This is a genomic window from Desulfobacula sp. (assembly GCF_030611305.1).
Taxonomy (GTDB): domain Bacteria; phylum Desulfobacterota; class Desulfobacteria; order Desulfobacterales; family Desulfobacteraceae; genus Desulfobacula.
In genome coordinates this window covers 1-19,486 of the sequence record NZ_JAUWQB010000020.1, presented here as the reverse complement: position 1 = coordinate 19,486, position 19,486 = coordinate 1, and the positions used below count along the sequence as shown (strand labels likewise).

Sequence of the window (19,486 nt, the reverse complement as noted above, 5' to 3'; positions counted from 1 at the left end):
TTCAATTTTATCAGAATGATCAAATAAGGGGATGCTGCTATGTTTTTTATATATTGCTTTAATGCGGGGAAAAGGCCTGAGTTAATATCCCCAATTCCATTTTTAATACCATCTAAAATCAATTATGTAAATCAGGGAAACTTCTATTCATTCCTATCTGATACAAAACGAATATTAATAAAAACTTGTTGAATCTTTATAAATCTTTTATATTAAAGAAAATCCTCACACGACAGCTTTCTCTAACCATAATCGGAGGTATCATAAATGCTGCTGGACGAAATTATAAAAAGAATTCTCGATCTCACAGTCGAACAACAAAAGGAAGTCATGGAATACCTTGAAGCTATGCAGCAAGGCCAAGAGAGAAGATATTCAAGACTATCAGCAAGATTGAAAATTGATGCTGTGGTAGATGAAGATAAGCTTATCCAGTCTGATATTCGGGACATAAGTGCCAGTGGTGTCTTTATGAATACAGATCTCAAATTTGAACTAGGCAAGAATGCTCGGGTTGTTGTTTCAATACCAGGTCACGAAAAGCCTGTTAAGTTATATGGTGAAATTACGAGAATAGAGGAAGGCGGAATGGCCATAAGGTTTGAGAAGATGAGTCCGTATTTTGAGAAGGTTCTGGATGATGCTATTTGGAAAGATAGGGATCGGAGTGGTGTACTATGGCCAAAAAATAAAAGAGAAAAAAAGGTTTGATTTCCTTCTGGTACTTTAATTAGTTTAATCTGGAAGAATACCTTCTGGGAGTGGGCTTGGCTCATATAGTGTAATTTGAAAATCACCGGTCACAGCTTGTGCATTTAGAAATTACAACCAAAAAATGACCCCCTTTTATAACCCAATTTTGACCCCCCTTGATTAAAAAAATAGCCTTAAAAACTTTTCCACCACCTAAAATCTGGCAGAGCCCCAAGGGAGGGCAGGATCCTGCCCTCCCTTGGGGCTGGTTCGATTTCATGTGTGTGATTCTTTCAGTTCCAAAGCTTTGTGGATATTGACTTCAATATCCTTTCTGGTAACGTCACAAATCAAAACAGGATAATCATAATTATACCCGCTGATCAACAAACAGCCATCAACATCTGTCAGCATTTGGACTCCCCTGTTTTCTGCTATATCTTCAAACCAGGTCGTATTATCCCTGGTGATATTTATATCAATTGTCTCAAGCCTACTTTTGGCAATATTACAAACGGTTATTTCCATGATTTATTTCTCCGATTTTTCAATGTTTCAGCTAACCTGTAGCTATCCCATGAACAATCTATAACATGGGCTCTGTGTGTCACCCGGTCTAATAAGGCAGCTGTAAGAGATGGGTCCCCAAATATTTGAGTCCAATCTCCAAATCCTTTGTTGGTCGTTATAATTACCGGTTTGCGTTCATGCCGTTCGGCTAAAACCTGGAAAAGTAGTTCTGCTCCTGTTTTGGAAAAGGGTACGTACCCAAGTTCATCTATGACCAGAAGTCCATAATTGAAATATCGTTTTATTAATGCCCTTAATTTTTTTTCATCCCTGGCTTCTGTTAATTCATTTACAAGGCCGCAGCCTGTGATAAATTTTGTCCGGATGCCCTGGTCACATGCTTCAATACCCAGAGCTGTTGCAAGATGGGTTTTTCCTGTGCCGCTTTTGCCAAAGAATATGATATTTTTATTTCGTTTTATGTAACTTCCACCTGCAAGATCATTTATGAAACGTATATCCAAATCCGGCGCTGCATCAAATTCAAATGTATCAAGCGGTTTATGCAGAGGGAACGATGCTTCTCTGATCCTTCTTTTTCTGCCGTTCTCTTTGCGAACCTGGACTTCTGCTTGTGTTAAATTTAATAAAAATTCATCATAACCCAATTTGTTTTCCAAGGCCTGACGATGGATATGTTCAAGGTTTTTCATCATTGTGGACAGTCTTAAAAAATGAAAATCCTCCTGGAGCATTGCCGTCATGGCTGCATTCATATGGCACCTCCGATCTGGCTGTAAACAGAGATATCAGGGGTCGGAAGAATCTCCCAGTTTGGAAGGCTGCTAAAGGGGGTTGGCTGTTCTAATGAATTTATCAGTATTTGAAAGACAGCATCGCTACAGCTCACATTTGCTTTCAATGCTTTTTCAATTGCAGCCTGGATATCCTGGTTATTATATTTTTTATGGAGCAGCAGGACCTGAATAAAATCTTTTATTCCCTTTGTCTCGCCTTTACTTGCACAAAATCGGGCAAGCAGTGCTTCGTAGCTGGCAGGCCAGGTCTTCCTCCACTGTTTTATCGGACGGGCGCTTGCAAATGCCCGGGGACGCTGCCCGATAAGCTCCAGATAGTGGGAGGGATCAAGGCTCCATTGGTTATTATTATAAAGTCTTGGGTGCTCTGCCATTTTTTTGTTGCCATAATAAAGATCAACACCATCAACTTTTAAAACTGCCCTGATTTTCAGATATGCATACTCTGTCGGTACTGAATAACGATTTTTATCTATTATTACAGTGGAATACTTATCTGACTTCCCATTTACCGTTTGGATATTACTAAATTCAATAGCCGGGAGGTCAAGCAGATGGTGCTTTTCCTGTTCATACATTTCATTAACAGAACTTTCTTTACCGCTGATACGATGATCCCCATATGCCTGGCATTCCTGTAAAAGCATCCTGTTTAAATCTTCAAGGGTTTCAGCCTGTGGAATTGGCACCATGTAATTACGCCTTGCATATCCAACAAGACCCTCGACTTCGCCTTTTTCATGGCCCTCTCCAGGCGTGCAAAATCGGGGTGTGAAATTGTAATATGCTCTGAATTTTTTAAATTCTTTTTGAAGAATACGATCTTTACCCACAAGCACTTTTTGAACCGCAGTTGTCAGATTGTCGTAAATTAAAACAGGGAAAATACCACCAAAATATGAAAAGCTTGAATATGGGCATCAAATAAAACCTGCTGCCTTTCACAAGGGTAACAGCGGACAAAATGTTTACCGGAAAATTTTGAACGTATACATAAAAATTTAAGTACCGTTTTCAGGCCACCAAGGATTGCAGTGCATCTTCCCCAGTCCACTTCAGCTTCCTGACCCACCGGGGGATCCAATGGAATAAAAACCTGCCTGGCACTGACCCCTATTTTTTGCCTGGCAATTCTTACGTAGCGCAGAACAGTTGAAATTGAACCTTGATAACCTTTTTCATTTTTGAGCCGGTTGTAGATCCTGGTTCCGGTATGCCGTTGCTTTTTGGGATTATCCTTATCATTTACAAGCCAATTGGCTATCGTCCCAAGGTAAGGCCCAAGTGATGGAAATGGTTGGTTTTGCCGGGTGCTGTAACCCATGTATTCATTTTTTAACACTTTTTTGACTGTGTTCCTTGAATGGCCTGTTTCTCTTGTGATTTCTCTGATCTTTTTGCCATAAACCCTGTGTGCAATCCGTATGTACTCATATTGATCCACTGTTAGCATCCTCCTCTCCTCTGATAATAGATTTGCTCAATTGAAATCTGTATTATCAGAAGTCTATTACAGGTGGGTCAATTTTGGGTTGTAATTTCTTGCTTTAATGGGTCAATTTTAGGTTAGCAAAACTATGCATTTCCTATTTAGATATAAAAATTTATTTTCAAAATCTTATCAAAATCGGTTTAATTACCCATTTGAAGCTTAACTTAGCTCCAACAGTCTTACTGGAAGATCAATCATCTGTTTCTTTGAAATTTCTTATTTAATTTATCAGCATAGTCACATTATTTGGGTGATCGTATATCAAAACGCGGGGCTTTAAGCATGCGCGCAATTTCTTTCTTCAAATCTGTTTCATCCGGGTTCTGAACACTATTCTTCCTGGCACTGGTAGCATCCGTCGTTAGGATCATTATTGCCGTCGTCACACCTTTCACCTTTATCATATTCAATTACACCATCTCCACAATAGGCTTGTTTACAATTTGTCCGGCAGGCGCCAGGAATCTCATCATGGTTTTCTATTCCATCGTCACATTGTTCACCGCTGTCGATGACACCATCACCACAGTCTGCCCGTGTGCAGTCGGTACGACAGGCATTCGATATGGTATCCGAGTTGTTCGCCCCGTTGTCACACTCTTCCAATCCCTCTTTTTTACCATTTCCGCAAATCGGTATATGATAGAGCCGTCCGTTTTGGCATCGAAATTCATCCAAACCATAAGAGCTAGGAGCGCCGTGAGTTTTCTGCTCACCCTTGCTGCGACCGATGCCGCCTATAAAGAGAATGCGGCCATTGCAATTTGGATTTTTTTCGCACACTTTGGCCAGCAATCTATCCCGGTTGGCGGCATGGGCCGCCTGTTCCGCAGCCGCTTGACAGGCCCGCCTCCGTGCCTTGCCCGGACTGGGCACTGTCCCCTTGCTCGTGCCCCTTCCCTTATACTTAAAGGGCTCCGTATGTGTGTACTTTTTGCCATTGATCTCGTATTTGATCATTTCGGCCCCATTGCAACTACGTGTTAAGGTTTTACAAAAACCTATATCAGGTAACCCTACCAGCAATAGAATGAAGAGAGTGACAAAAAGGTTTACAAAAAGAAACTTCCGCCTGACATGCTTGGAATCATCTGGTTCAGTCATTGATTTCCTCCTATATATTGAAAATGGTTTCTGGAACAGATAAACATAACTTTAACGTATATTCAAGTATTGGGTAATACTTGTTTCTTTAAACTGCTAAAGAGCTAAATCACCGGTGAAATCCGGTGCATTTCGTTTTTAGGACATTTAACAAAGAGTCAGCCACCATGTTCGAATATTGTTTTATCACCAAAAGATCATAGGGGATATGGTAAAAAGACCGGTTCACATCCTCGCGCAAGAGTTCGAGAATATCCATTTTCATATCAGACAGCAGTATACTTAGTGATTAAACTTGGTCTCCGGGTTATTTGGGTGCATACTTGATCACATCACCCCAGCTGGTAAAGGCATAACCCGATGTGGGTGAAAACATATGGATGTCCACTAAATTGCAATAACTATAACAGCTTCTTATGGGAGTGGGATCAAGGGTCCAGTGAAAACCTGCGTCATTTGTTCTTAACACCCTGCCATGGTCACCTGAAATCCATCCGATTCGGGAAATGGGAAAAGAGATTTTATGCAGTGTTGTTTCTTCCCCCATGCTCCAGTTAAGGGCTGTCTTCCATGTTTTGCCTTCATCTGTTGTCATTAAAAAACTACCTTTTGAGCCGACAATATAAGCCCACCCAGCTTCTGTTGCATGGATATTCCGCGGAATAAATTTTTTGCTCATATTTTTTATGTTATCGGTTTGGACAACCCAATTTCTGCCGCCGTTCCGGGAGTAAAGGATGATAACCCTGGCGCCTTTATTATATCGATAACCAGTGATCCATCCTGTTTTATTAGAGGAAAATGAGACACCGGTGAAAATCCATTTTTTCGAAAGTTCTGGATTGATCTCCTGCCAGTTTTTCCCGTTGTCAGGGCTGTAGACAATAGTATTATCATGGCCGACAACCCAGATATTTTTACCCCTGATATCGATATCATTCAAGCTTTTAGTGGTTTTATAATTTGTTGGATACCATGTTGATCCGCCATTTACTGTTCGTATCAAATGGCCTTCGTCTCCAGCAATGAATCCAACTCGAGTATTCTTGAAAATAAGCGTTTTAATATGAAAAGAAAATGTTCTTAAATCCAGCCAGGATGTAGGTGAAGTACCTTTCATTTTTTTCAGGTGGGATTTATTGTTATTAAGGTTCTGGTATGCCCAGGCATGATTTTTATCGACAAAGACAACAGCACCGGGCTTGAATACAGCTGAAGTAGCATGTTTGATCTGGGTCCATTCCTCCGCAGCCCATACCGGGCTCAATAAAAAGAAAAAAAAGGACAGCAAAAGGGTTGACACAATGATTGGAGCTTTCATAAAGACCTCCTGATAAATATGCATGTCCGCATATCACTCTAAATGTTATATATGGACATATCTGATTATTAAATCTGAATCAAGAATTCCTTATCAACATTTTTAATACCTTAAAGGTATTTCAATAAATCAACAATGGTGAAAATATAATTGATTCAGGAAGGGTCTGGCAGAATGTTCTTTATTGGAGATTAATCACCTCCCCGTATTAAAATTCTTATATCAAAAATAACGGTACTATAAATTGTGGTGCAAGGCAAATAATTTTCCACAAATTAAATTCATCTATATGGGAGAAGGCATAATCAAATCAATAAAGCATCCAGTAAATTTTATTGGAGATAGAGATTCGCCTTTAGAAAAGTGATTTCGATATAATTCCTGCCTTAAAATATTGATGATCATCAAATTAATGCTTACTGTAATTTGGCCGAATAAATTATCAAAAAAGAGGTTGCTATGCTAAAAGTATATGTTGCTAAATGGTGTCCACACTGTACAAAGACCGTTGAATATTTGAAGACCAACAATATTGAATTTGAATATTTTGAAATGGAAAAGCAATCCGAAAAGACAGTTCAGAAAATCATTGAAGTAAATGGTGGCGATGACTGGGTTGTACCAACACTTGAATTCAATGGAAAATGGCGGAAAGGCAAAATTTATAATGAAAAAGAACTGGGTTCCGATTTACAAAAATTAGGATTAAAATAATCAGAAGTGACTTCTCCCTATCCATTCCCCTCCCCCACTTAAAATATTATAAGTGACTTATCAAAATTCAAACAATAAATTATTCCTTCAGCGCTCAATTCCTCTCTTTCAAATAATATACAAACTCGTGGCGATTCATAGAATGGACAGCGATATATAAATCCCAATTTTCAAATTTGAAAAGAAAAATTGATCTGTAAAAAAAATTGTGCCCAAAATTTACTCATTTATACTTTTTCATATCATACTTTTTTGCCAATTTAACTCGTTCCTCGGTTGGTAGTGATGTGATATGTTTTTTCCAACCAGGGCACCAATTTGTATGCCATCTCCATATTCGTCCTAAAAATGATTTTGGATTATTATCATATTTTGCTCTAAAACTGCAGTTGCCGCAGTTATGTTTTGCCATTTGTTCTCTCCCTATTGAGATCTCTATCTCATAAAACAACTCATTTGAAGTAAAATTTTGGGCAATGTTCATATAGTTCTCAGACAAGGTCCTTTTATACTATCCAATAACAAGTCTATCACGCCTTAACGACCAAAACATAACAGCGATCGATAAAGTCAATAATATCACTCCGAGGGCAAAAACACCACTAAACCCAATGTATTGGTATAACCAGATGCCAAAGAGAGGTGCAATCAGTGCCCGAATGCCAACCATGCTAAGATGTACTGATTGGTATTTGCCTACATCGTCGTTCTTACAAAAATAAGCCGAACCAATATTCCACAAAAGTGACATAGTCGCAGCAAACAAGCCATTCCAAGCAAAAGAAATAACTATCAGATAATAAAACCTGTAAGCACCAATATCAAAATAGTAGGGGTAATATTCAGTGAGTCCCATAAAGAACAAGTACATAAGCAAAGTTAAAAAAGTGAAGGCAGCAAATTTTCGTGGGTCAATCCGACCAATAAGATTGCCAAAAAATGGCAACAACAAAATCGCGATAAGGTTATACGAATTTTTATAAAACGCAATACTAGTGTAATTCAGCCCAAGTTCTTCAACCAAAAAAAGTGTAATAATAGCAGCAGTAAGCATAAATGAGAACCCGTACAGCATAAACCCTAACTCAAAATCACGATACGGTTTGTTGAATTTAATAATTGCCTTCATGTCTCTGAATGACTTGCGAAGCGATTCCATTATAGAAAGAATTTTCTCTCCAGTTTGCAAGTAGTCCACCTTCACTGCCATAGAGAGCGAAAACAGGGATATAATCCCTAAGACTCCGATGACAGGATAAACATATACAAACGAAAATGGATCAACATCAAGAACCCAACCAAAGACAAAAGTAGTGATCATCATGACAATTTTATTGGTCATCGCGGCATAACTATAAAGCGTCCCAAAATGTGAATTGCTATAATTATTTTTAAGAATACTATTGATTATTGGAAACACAATAGGCATCGCCAAATAGTAAAAAAGGAAAATAAGCAGAAAAAAATAATGATAGAAAACCATATCATTTGCCGAAAGCAATTCACGAGGAAAAACTATTACCAAAAGCATAGGTAACCTGGTAATAATAGCTGTCATCCTGAGGATATTTTTCTTTTTGTATCTCTTTAATAATTCATGGATAACAACAGAGAAGACAAATACAATCACACTAGTCTGAAAAAGAATCGCAAGCTGCATCTCTGTACCCTTAAGGCTTTTAACAAAGACAAACTCGTTAAGAACCACAACTCCAGCCAATACCCCTTCAATTATTGAATAAAGAAGGTGGAGTCCAAATACCTTTTTTTCATTTGTTTCCAGATCAACAATCTTCAATTTCTATTCTCTGAGCTTACCGGGGGCCCTTTTTTCATTTCTGAATTTTATCCAATTTGTTAAGTCTTTTTATCGTGTAAGAAATTTATCTTTATACACAAGTCTCATAACTTTTTAAAGCTTCTCTTGATTTGTCTTTTTTTTTATTTCAAATGAACTGAAATGATTATTATTGAATATGAATTACAAAAAAACATTGTTAATCACAATTCGAAAACCCTTGAATTCTTCCTTCCCAAGTGCAATAAACCAATAACAATCTCAGTTCCACATTCACCATAACCTGAAATGGGAGAGATCTCATGTATCTATCTGAAGAGAAACGAGCTGAAATCAGGGAATGTTTTGAAAAGTATCAATCTAATATAGGGCTTGATCCTGGAGAAAATAAAATTTCTAATACCAAAGGTTTTCAGGATACAGCCGGGGGTAGAAAAGTTTCTCAGATTTTATTTGATGACAGGGATGGAAAGGAAGTTTTTACACCGTTTTAGATGGAGTGTGATTAATGGATACACAAAATCAAGCTATAAAAAATCTTACAAAAACTTGGCCATTCATTAAAGAAGAATGCCTTTCTGTTCTTGGGTCAGAATTACACTATCAAGCAATGATTTACCATTGTCTTAGAGAGTATGGTCAAGTTCCTAAAGATCAAATTGGTATGAATGTAAAAATGTGGATTGATAATCCTGTCTCAGCTCTCTTTAAAAAATTAGACAAACAAAAACAAGAAGATTATCAAGGGGGATTTGAACCAATTCCCGACATTGTTTTATTCTCTTCATCAATTCATGGAGATTGGAGAAGAAGAAATAGGGAGAATACATTAAAACATATGTTGTTGGTAATTGAGGTAAAAGCATCCGAAAGAGAATCGAGCCGTCTTAGACCAGGAGAAATTATTGATGATATAAAAAAATTAGCAGCTCATCGAGAAGAAGTTATCGCTCTGGATTCAAATTTTTATCCTGTAATGATGATTATTGATTCGGCACCTGATATTAATGAGCGAATGACTGAACAAGCGCTTTTAAAAGCTAAAGGTATGGCTGAATCTTTAAACGTCGGTTTTCTTTATGCTTCTCCAGAAAATGATATTTTTCTGTTACAAAAATAAAGTGATATAAAAATGAAAACAATCAACAGAACAGGAATCACAATAATCCCCAAGCAACCATACATTGACTGGGCGGATAGCTTTAATGATGTAAAGGTATATTATAAAGAGGCTGTAACAACAATTTTAATCCCTGATGAATATGATGAATTTAATTATGAAAAATTTATCAAAAAAACCTATAAACAGATATTTGAAGAACAGCTTGAATCATGGATGGCTGATCCGGATATTTGGCCAAAGAAACGAGATTATAAAATGTTTAAAAAATGGTTTGATGTTCTTTGTTCAGATATGACATGGGATTATGGGGATGGGGATATTGAGCATGTTGAGGATTGAATTGAATAGGACGCTTGAAATGAGCACTTGAGCTGACTGAAGACTGGATGGATTTGATACCTGTATTTATTTCTATTATAATCGAACACGGGTATAGACGATAAATAATATTAAAATATGAAAGAATATGAATCCAGAAGAAAAAGAAGAGATCAGAAAAGTGATATCCGAGAAAATTTGCGAGCTGGAAAAGAGTGTTGAAATATTTAAAAAACTATCAAAACCAGTGTCGCCGGATAATGCCATTGGTCGGATTACACGTATGGAAGCGATCAGCAGCAAAAGCATTAATGAAGCCTCCCTTGCAAAATCAAAACAAACATTGAAGACGCTTAATAAAAATCTTAAAATGATCGATGATCCGGATTTTGGTTTTTGCGGGCATTGCCAAGAGCCAATTCCATTTAAAAGACTTCTGATTATGCCGGAAGCCCCTTTTTGTGTGTTATGCACAGACAAACTCAATGGCAGATAAAGGACGAAAATCCTGTAAGTGATGGTCACCTGTTGATAATATTCATCAACTTTTCACATACTAAAAATTAAGCGATATCCGTCCCGCTATGGAGCGGATTATAGCCAGAAGTAAACGCCTAAAACTCATCAAGATTTGATCTGGTATCATTGATACTCTGAACTTCTAATGGCAATTTCCATTAGGATAATAATACTTAACTCTGGTAAATCAGTTTTTCAGACCCAATACTCATGCTATTATCATAATCTGAATCTTCAACATATGTTAATTCAGGAATATAAACTGGTTCTATCTCAGGCGGATCATGGTTGCGAATATCTCAAAAGATCCAGGTGTTTTAAAATTTGTTCTATGATATCAAAATCATCAATAATGCTGATAATTTTCATTGTCCCCTGACATTTTGGGCAAATCAGAGGATCGACTTCATATATTTTTTGAATTAACCGAGCCCAATTCTGTTTTGCTTCACTGAAAGACATCTCATTTGACATGATAGTCGGGATTGCATTATCAGCATTTGCCTTCTTTCTCAACCCTCTGGACTTGTTTTAAAAAAAGCCGTAATACCGCACAGTATGCTCATATCTGCAGGAAATATGTGTTACAAATCTTGCAAGCCAATCTACACGCCTCTATTCTCCGCCATTCCCCTTAATCAAGAGTTCGATCCGGCGGTTTTTTGCCTTGCCCTCCACTGTGTCGTTAGATGCAATGGGTCGCTGAAAGGAGAATGCCCGCGACTCAAAACGAGACTCTTCTATCCCTTTTTCTACGAGGAAATGTACAATATTAATGGAACGAGCAGAAGCCAGTTCCCAGTTTGTTGCAAATATCGAGACAAGCTTAAGGCTGATCGGTACATTGTCTGTATGTCCTTCAACTATGATATTCACATTCTTGCGATTCTTGAGTGTCTCTGCTACCTTGGAAAGCACGGATTTCCCTCTGTCAGACAATATTGCGATCCCGGACGGATAGAGTACAGTTGCGGCCACCGTAATCTTGACGCCAGTTGGCTCCTGTTCAACCTCGATCTCGGTTTCAGTTGCGAGTTTCTCTTTAAGCACATCATAGGTTTCATGAGTGGACGGGCGGTATACTATCTCAAACTCGAGATCATTCACGTTTGATCCATAATATGTGATAGTGTTGTGCCGGTGCACCCATTTGCCTTTGCGATTGGATCGGTATTCAATTGGTTCCAAATTTGCAGGAAACACCCATGAATAAGAGATCTTTTCAAAGTTGTCGGGGCTGTTCCAGATTCCGTAATGGCCGTCAGGTGTCTTAACTTTATCTCGGTAATTACTAAAATTATACACACCATCTTCAGTGACATGCAGGCCGGCTTCAAGTTCAACCCGCTCCATGCCGGCGAAATTTCTTCCGGGCATTTTCAGAATGGTGTAGCCGTTTTTTGAAACCGTATCCCATGCGTATTCATTAGGATAGATGTAAAGAAAATTTTTGATATAATCCTCTGTTTTATATCCTTCCCTGTTTCGAAACCACATGTTGTAATTGGGGTAGTCGGAACGGTTAGTCGTATATATCAATGCGTGCCGGCCATCTTCCTCCAGGAAATAAATTTGCTCTGAAATAACACCTGATGCGTCTGCAAACGATGCAGACGCAAGCAGGCAAAGTGCTATCAATAATTTTTTCAAATGAGCCATTATAAAACCTCCTTTTCATTTATCCCTAATTTCCAATTTCTATTCTAATTTTTTCCTAATTATCATGGGTAAACCCCCGGCTTTGCCGGGGAGACTCCCAAAGTTTGACAATTACGGGAATAATCATAAGCCTCCAATGATGTGAGCCGCTCAAAGATCATAGAAAAGGAGACTTTCAATGAATAATTATAATAAATTAAACCATACGACATGGGATTGCAAGTATCATTTGGCCTGGATTCCAAAATACCGAAAGAAGATGTTGATCCTACCCCGAAAAAATAGAGATAGAGTTAAACTACTTATGAAAAATTTTTGAAGTTAAAAAATGAACAATCTGGCTATGATTGTGGGGTTATAAAATGAATTTTCGGCCCCATGATTTAATTTTTCAGAAGTCGCTTTTTAGGGCAACTCAAAGTTACAACTACTTGCATTAGTATTTCTAAATTTTCGAATGAAAAAATGTTTTGATTTGTACTGGTATCTTAAAGGTTTCAAATAGTTGACTATGTCTATAACTGCTCGGTTTGGAACAAACAAAGCCATTAAAAACAATTATTCGTTGTGTCAGATCCTTCCATCCAATTTCAGGTGATTTAAAATTTGATGTGGCAATGCCATACCCGCAAAAGTTGTATTTTAAAGAAATGCGATGAAATTACTGTAAATTTTCGGGTGATTTTCAGAGAAAATAGCACTTGACACAGATTGATTGTATACCGTATACAGTATACTAGTTATTATTGCAGTAAACCCTGATCTGTTTAAAAAATGGAGATGTTCATGAAACCTTGCAGAATTTGCAATGTTTTAACCCTTTTGACTTAAGATTTTATTGAGGATCTTGTAATGAAAGAAGAGTTTTTATTAGGAAACGGCGCAATGGCTCTTGGACTTTTAGAAGCCGGCTGTCAGATCATGACATCATATCCGGGCACGCCAAGTTCTGAAATCCTTCCCGAGATGGTAAGGTTTTCAAAGGCAGCCAACCTGAACACCGGTATTGAATGGTCTGTAAATGAGAAAGTGGCGTTTGACAATGCCTTTGCTGCTGCCATATCCGGCAAACGGGCTGCCTGCTGCATGAAAATGGTGGGCCTGAATGTGGCTGCGGACTCGTTCATGTCAGCGGCCTATATCGGCAATATTGGCGGATTTGTTATTATCTCGTGTGATGATCCGGGACCCCATTCATCCCAGACCGAACAGGACTCAAGGATGATGGCACGGCTGGGTAAAGTGCCGGTTTTTGACCCGGCAAGTCCTGAAGAAGCAAGAGAAATGATAAAAACTGCTTTTGATCTGTCCGAAGAATTCCAGGTACCCGTATTAGTAAGACCTGCCATCAGGATCTGTCATGCCCGGCAGAACATCAAATATGACAGGCTTGAAAGCAATATGACCAAAGCCGAGTTCAAACGGGAACCCTCACGATGGGCATCCACCCCGAAGTTCAGATTTATGCAGCACAAGGCATTGAATGAAAAACATGTACAGATCGCGGAAAAATTCAGCACCCTGACACCCTACAATATCCACAATCTTGCGAAAGGAAAACATTATCCTTTCGGCGTTGTCACCGGCGGTGTGCCGTCCAGTGTTATCCGGGATCTGTTTGAAGAATATGAAAGAGATGATATCCCGGTTTTAAAACTCGGGGCGCCCTATCCTTTCCCGGAAAAACTCAGCGACGAATTCATGGATGCCTGCGACAAGGTTCTGGTGATTGAAGAGACCGACACGGTTATTGAATATATGTTAAGGGATAAACATAAAACTCTGGGACGCTTATCCGGCCATGTTCCCATGGAAGGTGAGCTTTTGCCTGAAAAAATTGAAATGATGTTGAACAAGGCTCTTTTAGACTGCGCCCTGGACCCATTGTCAGGCAGCGACTGCGGCATGGAGGCCTTCGGGCTTGTGGGAAGCCTTGAACTTCCCATAAGAAAACCCACCCTTTGCCCGGGCTGTCCCCACAGGGCTTCTTTTTATTCCATCAGAAAAGCACTGCCCAAGGCAATTTTCCCGTCTGATATCGGGTGCTACACCCTTGGAATCAATTTAGGTGTTGTGGATACAGTCCTTGACATGGGGGCCGGTATTACCATGGCATCGGGATTCTGGAACGCTTATATCCAGGACGATGTAAAAAAGCCCATTGTGGCCACCATGGGGGATTCCACATTTTTTCATTCCGGCACCACAGGCCTGATCAATGCGGTTTACAATGATGCAAGGTTTATCCTGGTCATCTTGGACAACCATATTACGGCCATGACCGGTATGCAGCCGGCCATTACCCAGGGAGACCGGGTGGACGGCAGAAAAGGAAATGCCATCTCCCTTGAAACCATTGTAAAAGGCTGTGGCGTTGAATACTTAAAGGTGGTTGATCCCTATGACACTCGACATATGATCAAGGTGGTTAAGGAAGCTGCCGAGCATGTTAATGATCCTGACGGCGGTATTGCAGTAGTTATTGCCCGCCATCCCTGTGTTATCGCCTTCAAGGACGAGGCCATTCCTGAAAAATTCGAGATTGAAATTTCCGATGAATGTGATGACTGCGGTTTCTGCCATCTCAGGTTTGAATGTCCTGCCATGGTCAGGAACGAAGAAACCGAAAAGACTGAAATAAATCCGGTCCTCTGTGTCCAGTGCGGTGTCTGTCTGACCATCTGCCCAAAGAATGCGATTGAAACAGTATAACCAGATATGGAGAACATCAATATGAGAACTATGAATTATGTATTAAGCGGTCTGGGCGGCCAGGGAATTTTATTCATGACCAGGATCTTTGCCACAACTGCTTTAAATAAAGGATATAATATATTGGGCGCAGAAACCCACGGCATGGCCCAGCGGGGAGGTTCTGTTGTGTCCCATCTGAGGATCGGGGATGCAGCATCCAGCCTGATCCGGGCAGGTGCGGCAGACTTTCTAATATCAATGGATGAGTCAGAAGCCTATCGGCACCTGCCCTATCTGAAGAAAGGCGGGAAGCTTTTTGCCAATGCATCGTCCGATGCCTTCCCGGATGAACGGGTGGCAGGCTATCTTGATAAAATGCAAATTGAGCCTTATGCCATGGAAGCGGGTAAAACCGCCATGGAACTCGGATCTCCCAGATCCACGAATCTTGCCATGATTGCTTTTTACTCCGCCTTTGGAGTGGGACCTTTGAGCGCAGATGATTTAAGGGCTACGGTGGATAATATCAGCCCCGGGCCGTTTAAGGAAAAAAATTTAAAAATTTTTGATACCTGCCATGACGTCGGCAGGAAAATAATTTCAGGAGACCTTTATGGAACTTTTTAAGAATCTCACGGTACTATCACTTGAACAGGCAACCGTTGCCCCATATCTCACATACAGACTGGCCCAGGACGGAATGAATGTCATAAGACTGGAACACCCGGTATATGGAGATCCCAACCGGTTCATCGGAGAAAACGTTCTTGATGAAAAAAGGATGAACTCCTATTTTCTGTGCATTAACTCAGGGAAAAAAGCTTTGTCATTGAACATGGCTGATCCCCAAGGGCAGGAGATATTTAAAAAACTGATTAAAGAGCTTGATGTTGATATTTTTATAACAAATCAGTTACCAAAAAATTATGAAAAGCTAGGCATGGCATATGAAATAATAAAAGAGGTCAAACCGGATATTATCTGGCTGGGTCTTACCGGGTTTGGCCCGGATTCCAATGAAGGTGCCTATGATCCGATTTTGCAGGCAAGATCGGGCTTAATGGAACTTACCGGTGAAGCTGACGGAGAACCCCAGGTTCTGGGCATTCCCCTGCCGGACATGGGAACCAGCGAACATGGATACGGCCTTTTGATGAAAGCGCTCTTTAAACGGGCGGTCACAGGAGAAGGCACACGGATTGACCTGTCCATGTTTGAATCCACCGTATCCTGGCTGACCGTTCCCATTGCCCTTTCAAAGAGCTTTGGTGCGAATATTTCCAGACGCGGAAACACCCATGAATTTTTCAGCCCGGTATCGGTTTATAAAACCAGCAACGGGTTTGTCTACCTTGCCGTGGGTAATGATCGTCAGTGGGAATCCGTAGTATCGCAGGATATGTTCAAGTCTCTTGCAAAAGAAGAGTATAAAAAGAACAAAGGCAGGATTACAGATGTAGTAAATCTGAACAAGGCCATTAATGCCATCACGGAAAAGCACACTTCTGAAGAACTCATTGAGTTGTTTAACTCTATTACCGTGCCCATCTCAAAGATCAAGAACGTGAATGAAGTGGTGGAAGATCCATTGGTCGCAAGACGGATCCTTACATGTAAAGACCCAAAGACCGGCACAAAAGTAACCCTTGCTCCGCCGCCCAATATGACACCCTTTCTGGAAGAATGTGACCAAAAACTTTCCTTTCCTCCCAGATTTGGAGAACAGAATCAGGAAATATACGGTAATCTCTTAGGGTATGACGAGGCCACTCTTTCAGAGTTTAAGGAAAAAGGTATTATTTAATGAAGTTGGATAACAGCTTTAAGGAAAGAAATTCCTTAGGCCATGATGTATTTGAATATTTGAAAAACGCCATTATTGACCAGACCATTGAGCCGGGTTCAAGGCTTGTGGAAAGCAAAATTGCCGACATGCTGGGTATCAGCAGGACACCGTTGCGCGAGGCCTTGCACAAGCTTGAAAGAGAAGACTGGATTGAAAAAATCCCGTCAGGCGGATTCCAGGTGGTCACCCTGACTAATGCTGATATTGAGCAGACCTTTGGTATCAGGAGTGTTCTTGAAGCATATGCAGCGCGGCTAGCTGCTGAAAATTACCAGGACAAGGATCTTGCTCCCTTAGAAAAAAAGATGAATGAATTTAAGAAGTGTCTCGAGACAAAAGACAGTGACAAACTTCATAAAATTAATACCCAATTCCATGATCTTCTCTACAGCCTGAGCAAAAGCCCGAAACTGATCAAAATGATCAACCAGCTTCGAGCCCAGATCTCAAGGTTCAGGCAGATTATCCTAAAGCAGGATGAGTATGCCCATAGGAGCAGTGAAGACCATTTCAAAATGCTTGACGCCATTAAAAATCGTGATGGCAAAAAGGTTGAACAACTTGTACGCCAACACATTATCAAAGGGAAAAACGCGGTTTTAAGCGAATTAAAACAAGAGGAAGAAAAAAGAAAGCGTGCCTGAAATCAAGGACATACTGGAAGGAAGCAAAATTGCAGGAGCAAGGATGATCCGTCTCATTGAAGACAGCGATCCATCGGCATTTGAGATGCTAAAGCTACTCTATCCCCATTCCGGCAATGCCTTTATCATCGGTATCACCGGGCCTCCCGGCGTGGGCAAATCCACCCTGATTGATGCACTGATCCTGGAATTTCGCAAACTTGACATTAAAATCGCCGTCATTGCTGTTGACCCTACAAGCCCTATTTCAGGCGGCGCCATTTTAGGAGACCGGCTGCGCATGCAGCGCCATGCAACAGATGAAAAAGTGTTTATCCGATCCATGGCATCGAGGGGCCAGAAAGGTGGCCTTTCACGAGCAACAAAAGATGCTGCCATTGTCCTGGATGCCATGGGATATGAAATTATCATTATTGAAACCGTGGGGGCCGGCCAGGGAGAATTTGAGGTCGCCACTATTGCCCATTCAACCGGGATTATCAATATCCCGGGAACAGGAGACGGCATCCAGACGGTAAAGGCCGGCATTCTTGAAACAGGGGATGTTTTTATTGTTAACAAAAGTGACAAACCTGATGCGGATGAGTTAGTACACCATCTTACAAGGATGATCAGCATGCGCAAGCCATTTAAAACAAACTTGGCTAAAACAAACTGGACAGCCAGAGTGCTGAAAACCATCGCTCGGGATGGAACCGGGGTTAAGGAACTTGCCGACACCTTTTTATCTCATTTTGATTTCATGAAAAAGAACAGTCTTCTTGACCAAAAAAGAAAAAAAATTGAAAAATCATATTTTACATCTCTCTTAAAGGATCTTATATTAAAAAAGGTACTTTTATTTGCGGAAACATCAGGAGAATACATGGAGGTTTTGAATAAAATTCAGTCCCGTGAAATGGATCCCCTGAGTGCTGCTGAACTTGTGGTTAATAATATCTGCGTTTTAAAGAGCAATAATTAAAGGAAGATGACTTATGAAAAACAAAAAGAAAATTCGGGTACTGATAGCAAAACCCGGCCTTGACGGTCATGACAAGGGAGCAAAGATTGTTGCCCTTGCCTTAAGGGATGCGGGTATGGAAGTGATCTATTCAGGACTCCACCAGACCCTTGAACAGATCACGCAGACTGCCATACAGGAAACCGTGGACGTAATCGGTTTAAGCATCATGTCCGGGGCACATCTGCCCATATCTGAAAAGCTCATTAACATGATGAAAGAACAGGGGCTCGATGATGTTAACCTGACCGTAGGCGGGGTCATTCCTCACCGGGATATTCCCAAACTCAAAGAAATGGGAGTGGCCGAAGTGTTTCCCGGTGGAACTTCTTTTGAGGACATTATTACCGGTATAAACAAGTTGTTTGAATAACATCAGACCTCGATATTTTGTTAAAAAGTATGCTATTTTTTTGGACAAAAGCAATGCGTTAATAATACATCAAGTTGCTTGTTACTGGTTACTCGTTGCTTGTTACTGGTTACTGGTTTCTGGTTGCTGGAAATAAACGAGTAACAAGCAACGAGCAACCAGTTTAAAGGTTTAGCATCATTTTTCAGTAATAAATTACGAAGTCTAAACATGGGTCATTTCCCAAACATGGAGAGGTAAAACAATGGGTGTTGCAAAATATACCAAAGATGAAAAAGGTGCTATAAAAGAGGTGACCTACCAGTCCGGCATAAAAGTAAAACCGGTCTATGGTCCACAGGATCTTGAAAAGGCGGGATTTGAATATGAAAAAGATCTCGGAATTCCAGGTGAATACCCCTTTACCCGCAGTCTTCATCCGCAAAGCTATCGAAGCCGTGCCTGGACTACGAGACAGTACACTGGATTCGGCACCCCGGAAGAGACCAACGAGCGGTTCAAGCTTATGATCGCAAACGGTCAGAACGGACTGAACGTGGCCTTTGATCTGCCCACCCAGATGGGTTATGACTCAGACCATCCCCTGGCTGAAGGTGAGGTCGGGCGTGTGGGCATGGCTATTGACTCACTAAAGGATTTTGAAACCGCTTTTGCCGGCATTCCCCTGGACCGGATCGGGTCCGGGTTGACCATCAATGCCGTAGCCACCATCATGATGGCCATGTATCAGGCAGTGGCAGAAAAATTCGGGTATTCCAAAGAGCAGATTTCCACCACCCCCCAGAATGATATTTTAAAGGAAATGATCGGTCGGGGTGCCTGGATTTTTCCTGTTGAGCATGGCGTAAGGCTTGTCG

22 protein-coding genes are annotated in these 19,486 nt (G+C 40.5%); 13 read left to right on the top strand and 9 right to left on the bottom strand.

The features are described 5' to 3' along the window. The first annotated feature begins 267 nt into the window (after positions 1-267). Positions 268-711, top strand: a complete 444-nt coding sequence (locus QAI40_RS05795) for a PilZ domain-containing protein (protein WP_299983620.1) — start codon at positions 268-270, stop codon at positions 709-711. 258 nt (positions 712-969) lie between these two features. On the opposite strand, the gene QAI40_RS05790 is transcribed toward QAI40_RS05795, so the two are convergent. The 6 genes from QAI40_RS05790 to QAI40_RS05765 all read right to left on the bottom strand — a co-directional run bounded on the left by QAI40_RS05790 (position 970) and on the right by QAI40_RS05765 (position 5,938). Next, positions 970-1,221 (bottom strand): hypothetical protein, encoded by a 252-nt coding sequence (locus QAI40_RS05790; RefSeq protein WP_304511509.1) that lies wholly within the window; start codon positions 1,219-1,221, stop codon positions 970-972. Then, a complete protein-coding gene (gene istB / locus QAI40_RS05785) occupies positions 1,212-1,979 on the bottom strand; it encodes an IS21-like element helper ATPase IstB (RefSeq protein WP_304511508.1) in 768 nt (255 codons plus the stop codon). Before istB ends, QAI40_RS05790 begins: the two co-directional genes overlap by 10 nt. Further along, positions 1,976-2,854, bottom strand: a complete 879-nt coding sequence (locus tag QAI40_RS05780) for a Mu transposase domain-containing protein (RefSeq protein ID WP_304511507.1) — start codon at positions 2,852-2,854, stop codon at positions 1,976-1,978. Before QAI40_RS05780 ends, istB begins: the two co-directional genes overlap by 4 nt. Positions 2,855-2,892: 38 nt before the next feature. Further along, on the bottom strand, positions 2,893-3,465 hold the full coding sequence (locus tag QAI40_RS05775; RefSeq protein WP_304511506.1) for a hypothetical protein: 573 nt from the start codon (positions 3,463-3,465) through the stop codon (positions 2,893-2,895). A gap of 378 nt (positions 3,466-3,843) precedes the next feature. Further along, a complete protein-coding gene (locus QAI40_RS05770; RefSeq protein ID WP_304511505.1) occupies positions 3,844-4,617 on the bottom strand; it encodes a DUF4215 domain-containing protein in 774 nt (257 codons plus the stop codon). Positions 4,618-4,924: 307 nt separating this feature from the next. Then, complete coding sequence (locus QAI40_RS05765; RefSeq protein WP_304511504.1) at positions 4,925-5,938, bottom strand: YCF48-related protein; 1,014 nt, start codon at positions 5,936-5,938, stop codon at positions 4,925-4,927. A gap of 459 nt (positions 5,939-6,397) precedes the next feature. On the opposite strand from QAI40_RS05765, the gene QAI40_RS05760 reads away from it, so the two are divergent. Beyond that, positions 6,398-6,652 (top strand): glutaredoxin family protein, encoded by a 255-nt coding sequence (locus QAI40_RS05760; protein ID WP_304511503.1) that lies wholly within the window; start codon positions 6,398-6,400, stop codon positions 6,650-6,652. A gap of 223 nt (positions 6,653-6,875) precedes the next feature. Here the strand turns inward: QAI40_RS05760 and QAI40_RS05755 are convergent, their stop codons facing one another. Together QAI40_RS05755 and QAI40_RS05750 are read right to left on the bottom strand one after the other, a co-directional pair. Next, positions 6,876-7,136, bottom strand: a complete 261-nt coding sequence (locus QAI40_RS05755) for a hypothetical protein (protein ID WP_304511502.1) — start codon at positions 7,134-7,136, stop codon at positions 6,876-6,878. Positions 7,137-7,163: 27 nt separating this feature from the next. Continuing rightward, positions 7,164-8,450: an MFS transporter gene (locus tag QAI40_RS05750; protein WP_304511501.1), complete on the bottom strand. Its 1,287-nt coding sequence runs from the start codon at positions 8,448-8,450 to the stop codon at positions 7,164-7,166. 302 nt (positions 8,451-8,752) lie between these two features. Here QAI40_RS05750 and QAI40_RS05745 point away from each other — a divergent pair, with 302 nt between their 5' ends. From QAI40_RS05745 to QAI40_RS05730, 4 genes are all read left to right on the top strand, one after another. Further along, entirely contained in the window at positions 8,753-8,944 is a 192-nt protein-coding gene (locus tag QAI40_RS05745; protein ID WP_304511500.1) for a hypothetical protein, read from the top strand. 14 nt (positions 8,945-8,958) lie between these two features. After that, positions 8,959-9,570, top strand: coding sequence for a hypothetical protein (locus QAI40_RS05740; protein ID WP_304511499.1), 612 nt, complete (start codon positions 8,959-8,961; stop codon positions 9,568-9,570). A 12-nt stretch (positions 9,571-9,582) separates the two neighbouring features. Beyond that, positions 9,583-9,912, top strand: a complete 330-nt coding sequence (locus tag QAI40_RS05735; protein WP_304511498.1) for a hypothetical protein — start codon at positions 9,583-9,585, stop codon at positions 9,910-9,912. A 127-nt stretch (positions 9,913-10,039) separates the two neighbouring features. Beyond that, positions 10,040-10,387: a TraR/DksA family transcriptional regulator gene (locus QAI40_RS05730; RefSeq protein ID WP_304511497.1), complete on the top strand. Its 348-nt coding sequence runs from the start codon at positions 10,040-10,042 to the stop codon at positions 10,385-10,387. A 638-nt stretch (positions 10,388-11,025) separates the two neighbouring features. Here the strand turns inward: QAI40_RS05730 and QAI40_RS05725 are convergent. Further along, positions 11,026-12,069: an OmpA/MotB family protein gene (locus tag QAI40_RS05725; RefSeq protein ID WP_304511496.1), complete on the bottom strand. Its 1,044-nt coding sequence runs from the start codon at positions 12,067-12,069 to the stop codon at positions 11,026-11,028. Positions 12,070-12,921: 852 nt separating this feature from the next. Between QAI40_RS05725 and QAI40_RS05720 the strand changes: the two genes are divergently transcribed. The 7 genes from QAI40_RS05720 to QAI40_RS05690 form a co-directional block, all read left to right on the top strand. Further along, positions 12,922-14,781 (top strand): thiamine pyrophosphate-dependent enzyme, encoded by a 1,860-nt coding sequence (locus tag QAI40_RS05720; RefSeq protein WP_304511495.1) that lies wholly within the window; start codon positions 12,922-12,924, stop codon positions 14,779-14,781. A gap of 21 nt (positions 14,782-14,802) precedes the next feature. Continuing rightward, the gene (locus tag QAI40_RS05715; protein ID WP_304511494.1) at positions 14,803-15,390 is read left to right on the top strand and encodes an indolepyruvate oxidoreductase subunit beta; all 588 of its coding nucleotides are present in this window, start codon (positions 14,803-14,805) and stop codon (positions 15,388-15,390) included. After that, positions 15,377-16,567 carry a CaiB/BaiF CoA transferase family protein gene (locus QAI40_RS05710; RefSeq protein WP_304511493.1) on the top strand — a complete coding sequence of 397 codons (1,191 nt, stop codon included), beginning with the start codon at positions 15,377-15,379 and terminating at the stop codon, positions 16,565-16,567. The genes QAI40_RS05715 and QAI40_RS05710 overlap by 14 nt, the downstream gene beginning before the upstream one ends. Further along, positions 16,567-17,253: a GntR family transcriptional regulator gene (locus tag QAI40_RS05705; RefSeq protein ID WP_304511492.1), complete on the top strand. Its 687-nt coding sequence runs from the start codon at positions 16,567-16,569 to the stop codon at positions 17,251-17,253. The genes QAI40_RS05710 and QAI40_RS05705 overlap by 1 nt, the downstream gene beginning before the upstream one ends. Next, a complete protein-coding gene (meaB, locus tag QAI40_RS05700; protein ID WP_304511491.1) occupies positions 17,246-18,217 on the top strand; it encodes a methylmalonyl Co-A mutase-associated GTPase MeaB in 972 nt (323 codons plus the stop codon). The genes QAI40_RS05705 and meaB overlap by 8 nt, the downstream gene beginning before the upstream one ends. 13 nt (positions 18,218-18,230) lie before the next feature. Next, entirely contained in the window at positions 18,231-18,629 is a 399-nt protein-coding gene (locus QAI40_RS05695) for a cobalamin B12-binding domain-containing protein (RefSeq protein WP_304511490.1), read from the top strand. A gap of 244 nt (positions 18,630-18,873) precedes the next feature. Continuing rightward, a partial coding sequence (locus QAI40_RS05690; RefSeq protein ID WP_304511489.1) for a methylmalonyl-CoA mutase family protein occupies positions 18,874-19,486 on the top strand: 613 nt, incomplete at its 3' end.

Excerpts from the sequence above, each read along its gene's own strand:
- QAI40_RS05735 (WP_304511498.1), top strand. The coding sequence starts at position 9,583 with ATGAAAACAATCAACAGAACAGGAATCACAATAATCCCCAAGCAACCA.
- QAI40_RS05695 (WP_304511490.1), top strand. The coding sequence starts at position 18,231 with ATGAAAAACAAAAAGAAAATTCGGGTACTGATAGCAAAACCCGGCCTT.
- QAI40_RS05795 (WP_299983620.1), top strand. The coding sequence starts at position 268 with ATGCTGCTGGACGAAATTATAAAAAGAATTCTCGATCTCACAGTCGAA.
- QAI40_RS05755 (WP_304511502.1), bottom strand. The coding sequence starts at position 7,136 with ATGAACATTGCCCAAAATTTTACTTCAAATGAGTTGTTTTATGAGATA.
- QAI40_RS05710 (WP_304511493.1), top strand. The coding sequence starts at position 15,377 with ATGGAACTTTTTAAGAATCTCACGGTACTATCACTTGAACAGGCAACC.
- QAI40_RS05765 (WP_304511504.1), bottom strand. The coding sequence starts at position 5,938 with ATGAAAGCTCCAATCATTGTGTCAACCCTTTTGCTGTCCTTTTTTTTC.
- QAI40_RS05720 (WP_304511495.1), top strand. The coding sequence starts at position 12,922 with ATGAAAGAAGAGTTTTTATTAGGAAACGGCGCAATGGCTCTTGGACTT.
- QAI40_RS05790 (WP_304511509.1), bottom strand. The coding sequence starts at position 1,221 with ATGGAAATAACCGTTTGTAATATTGCCAAAAGTAGGCTTGAGACAATT.
- QAI40_RS05745 (WP_304511500.1), top strand. The coding sequence starts at position 8,753 with ATGTATCTATCTGAAGAGAAACGAGCTGAAATCAGGGAATGTTTTGAA.
- istB (WP_304511508.1), bottom strand. The coding sequence starts at position 1,979 with ATGAATGCAGCCATGACGGCAATGCTCCAGGAGGATTTTCATTTTTTA.
- QAI40_RS05715 (WP_304511494.1), top strand. The coding sequence starts at position 14,803 with ATGAGAACTATGAATTATGTATTAAGCGGTCTGGGCGGCCAGGGAATT.
- QAI40_RS05725 (WP_304511496.1), bottom strand. The coding sequence starts at position 12,069 with ATGGCTCATTTGAAAAAATTATTGATAGCACTTTGCCTGCTTGCGTCT.
- QAI40_RS05770 (WP_304511505.1), bottom strand. The coding sequence starts at position 4,617 with ATGACTGAACCAGATGATTCCAAGCATGTCAGGCGGAAGTTTCTTTTT.
- QAI40_RS05730 (WP_304511497.1), top strand. The coding sequence starts at position 10,040 with ATGAATCCAGAAGAAAAAGAAGAGATCAGAAAAGTGATATCCGAGAAA.
- QAI40_RS05705 (WP_304511492.1), top strand. The coding sequence starts at position 16,567 with ATGAAGTTGGATAACAGCTTTAAGGAAAGAAATTCCTTAGGCCATGAT.
- QAI40_RS05760 (WP_304511503.1), top strand. The coding sequence starts at position 6,398 with ATGCTAAAAGTATATGTTGCTAAATGGTGTCCACACTGTACAAAGACC.
- QAI40_RS05740 (WP_304511499.1), top strand. The coding sequence starts at position 8,959 with ATGGATACACAAAATCAAGCTATAAAAAATCTTACAAAAACTTGGCCA.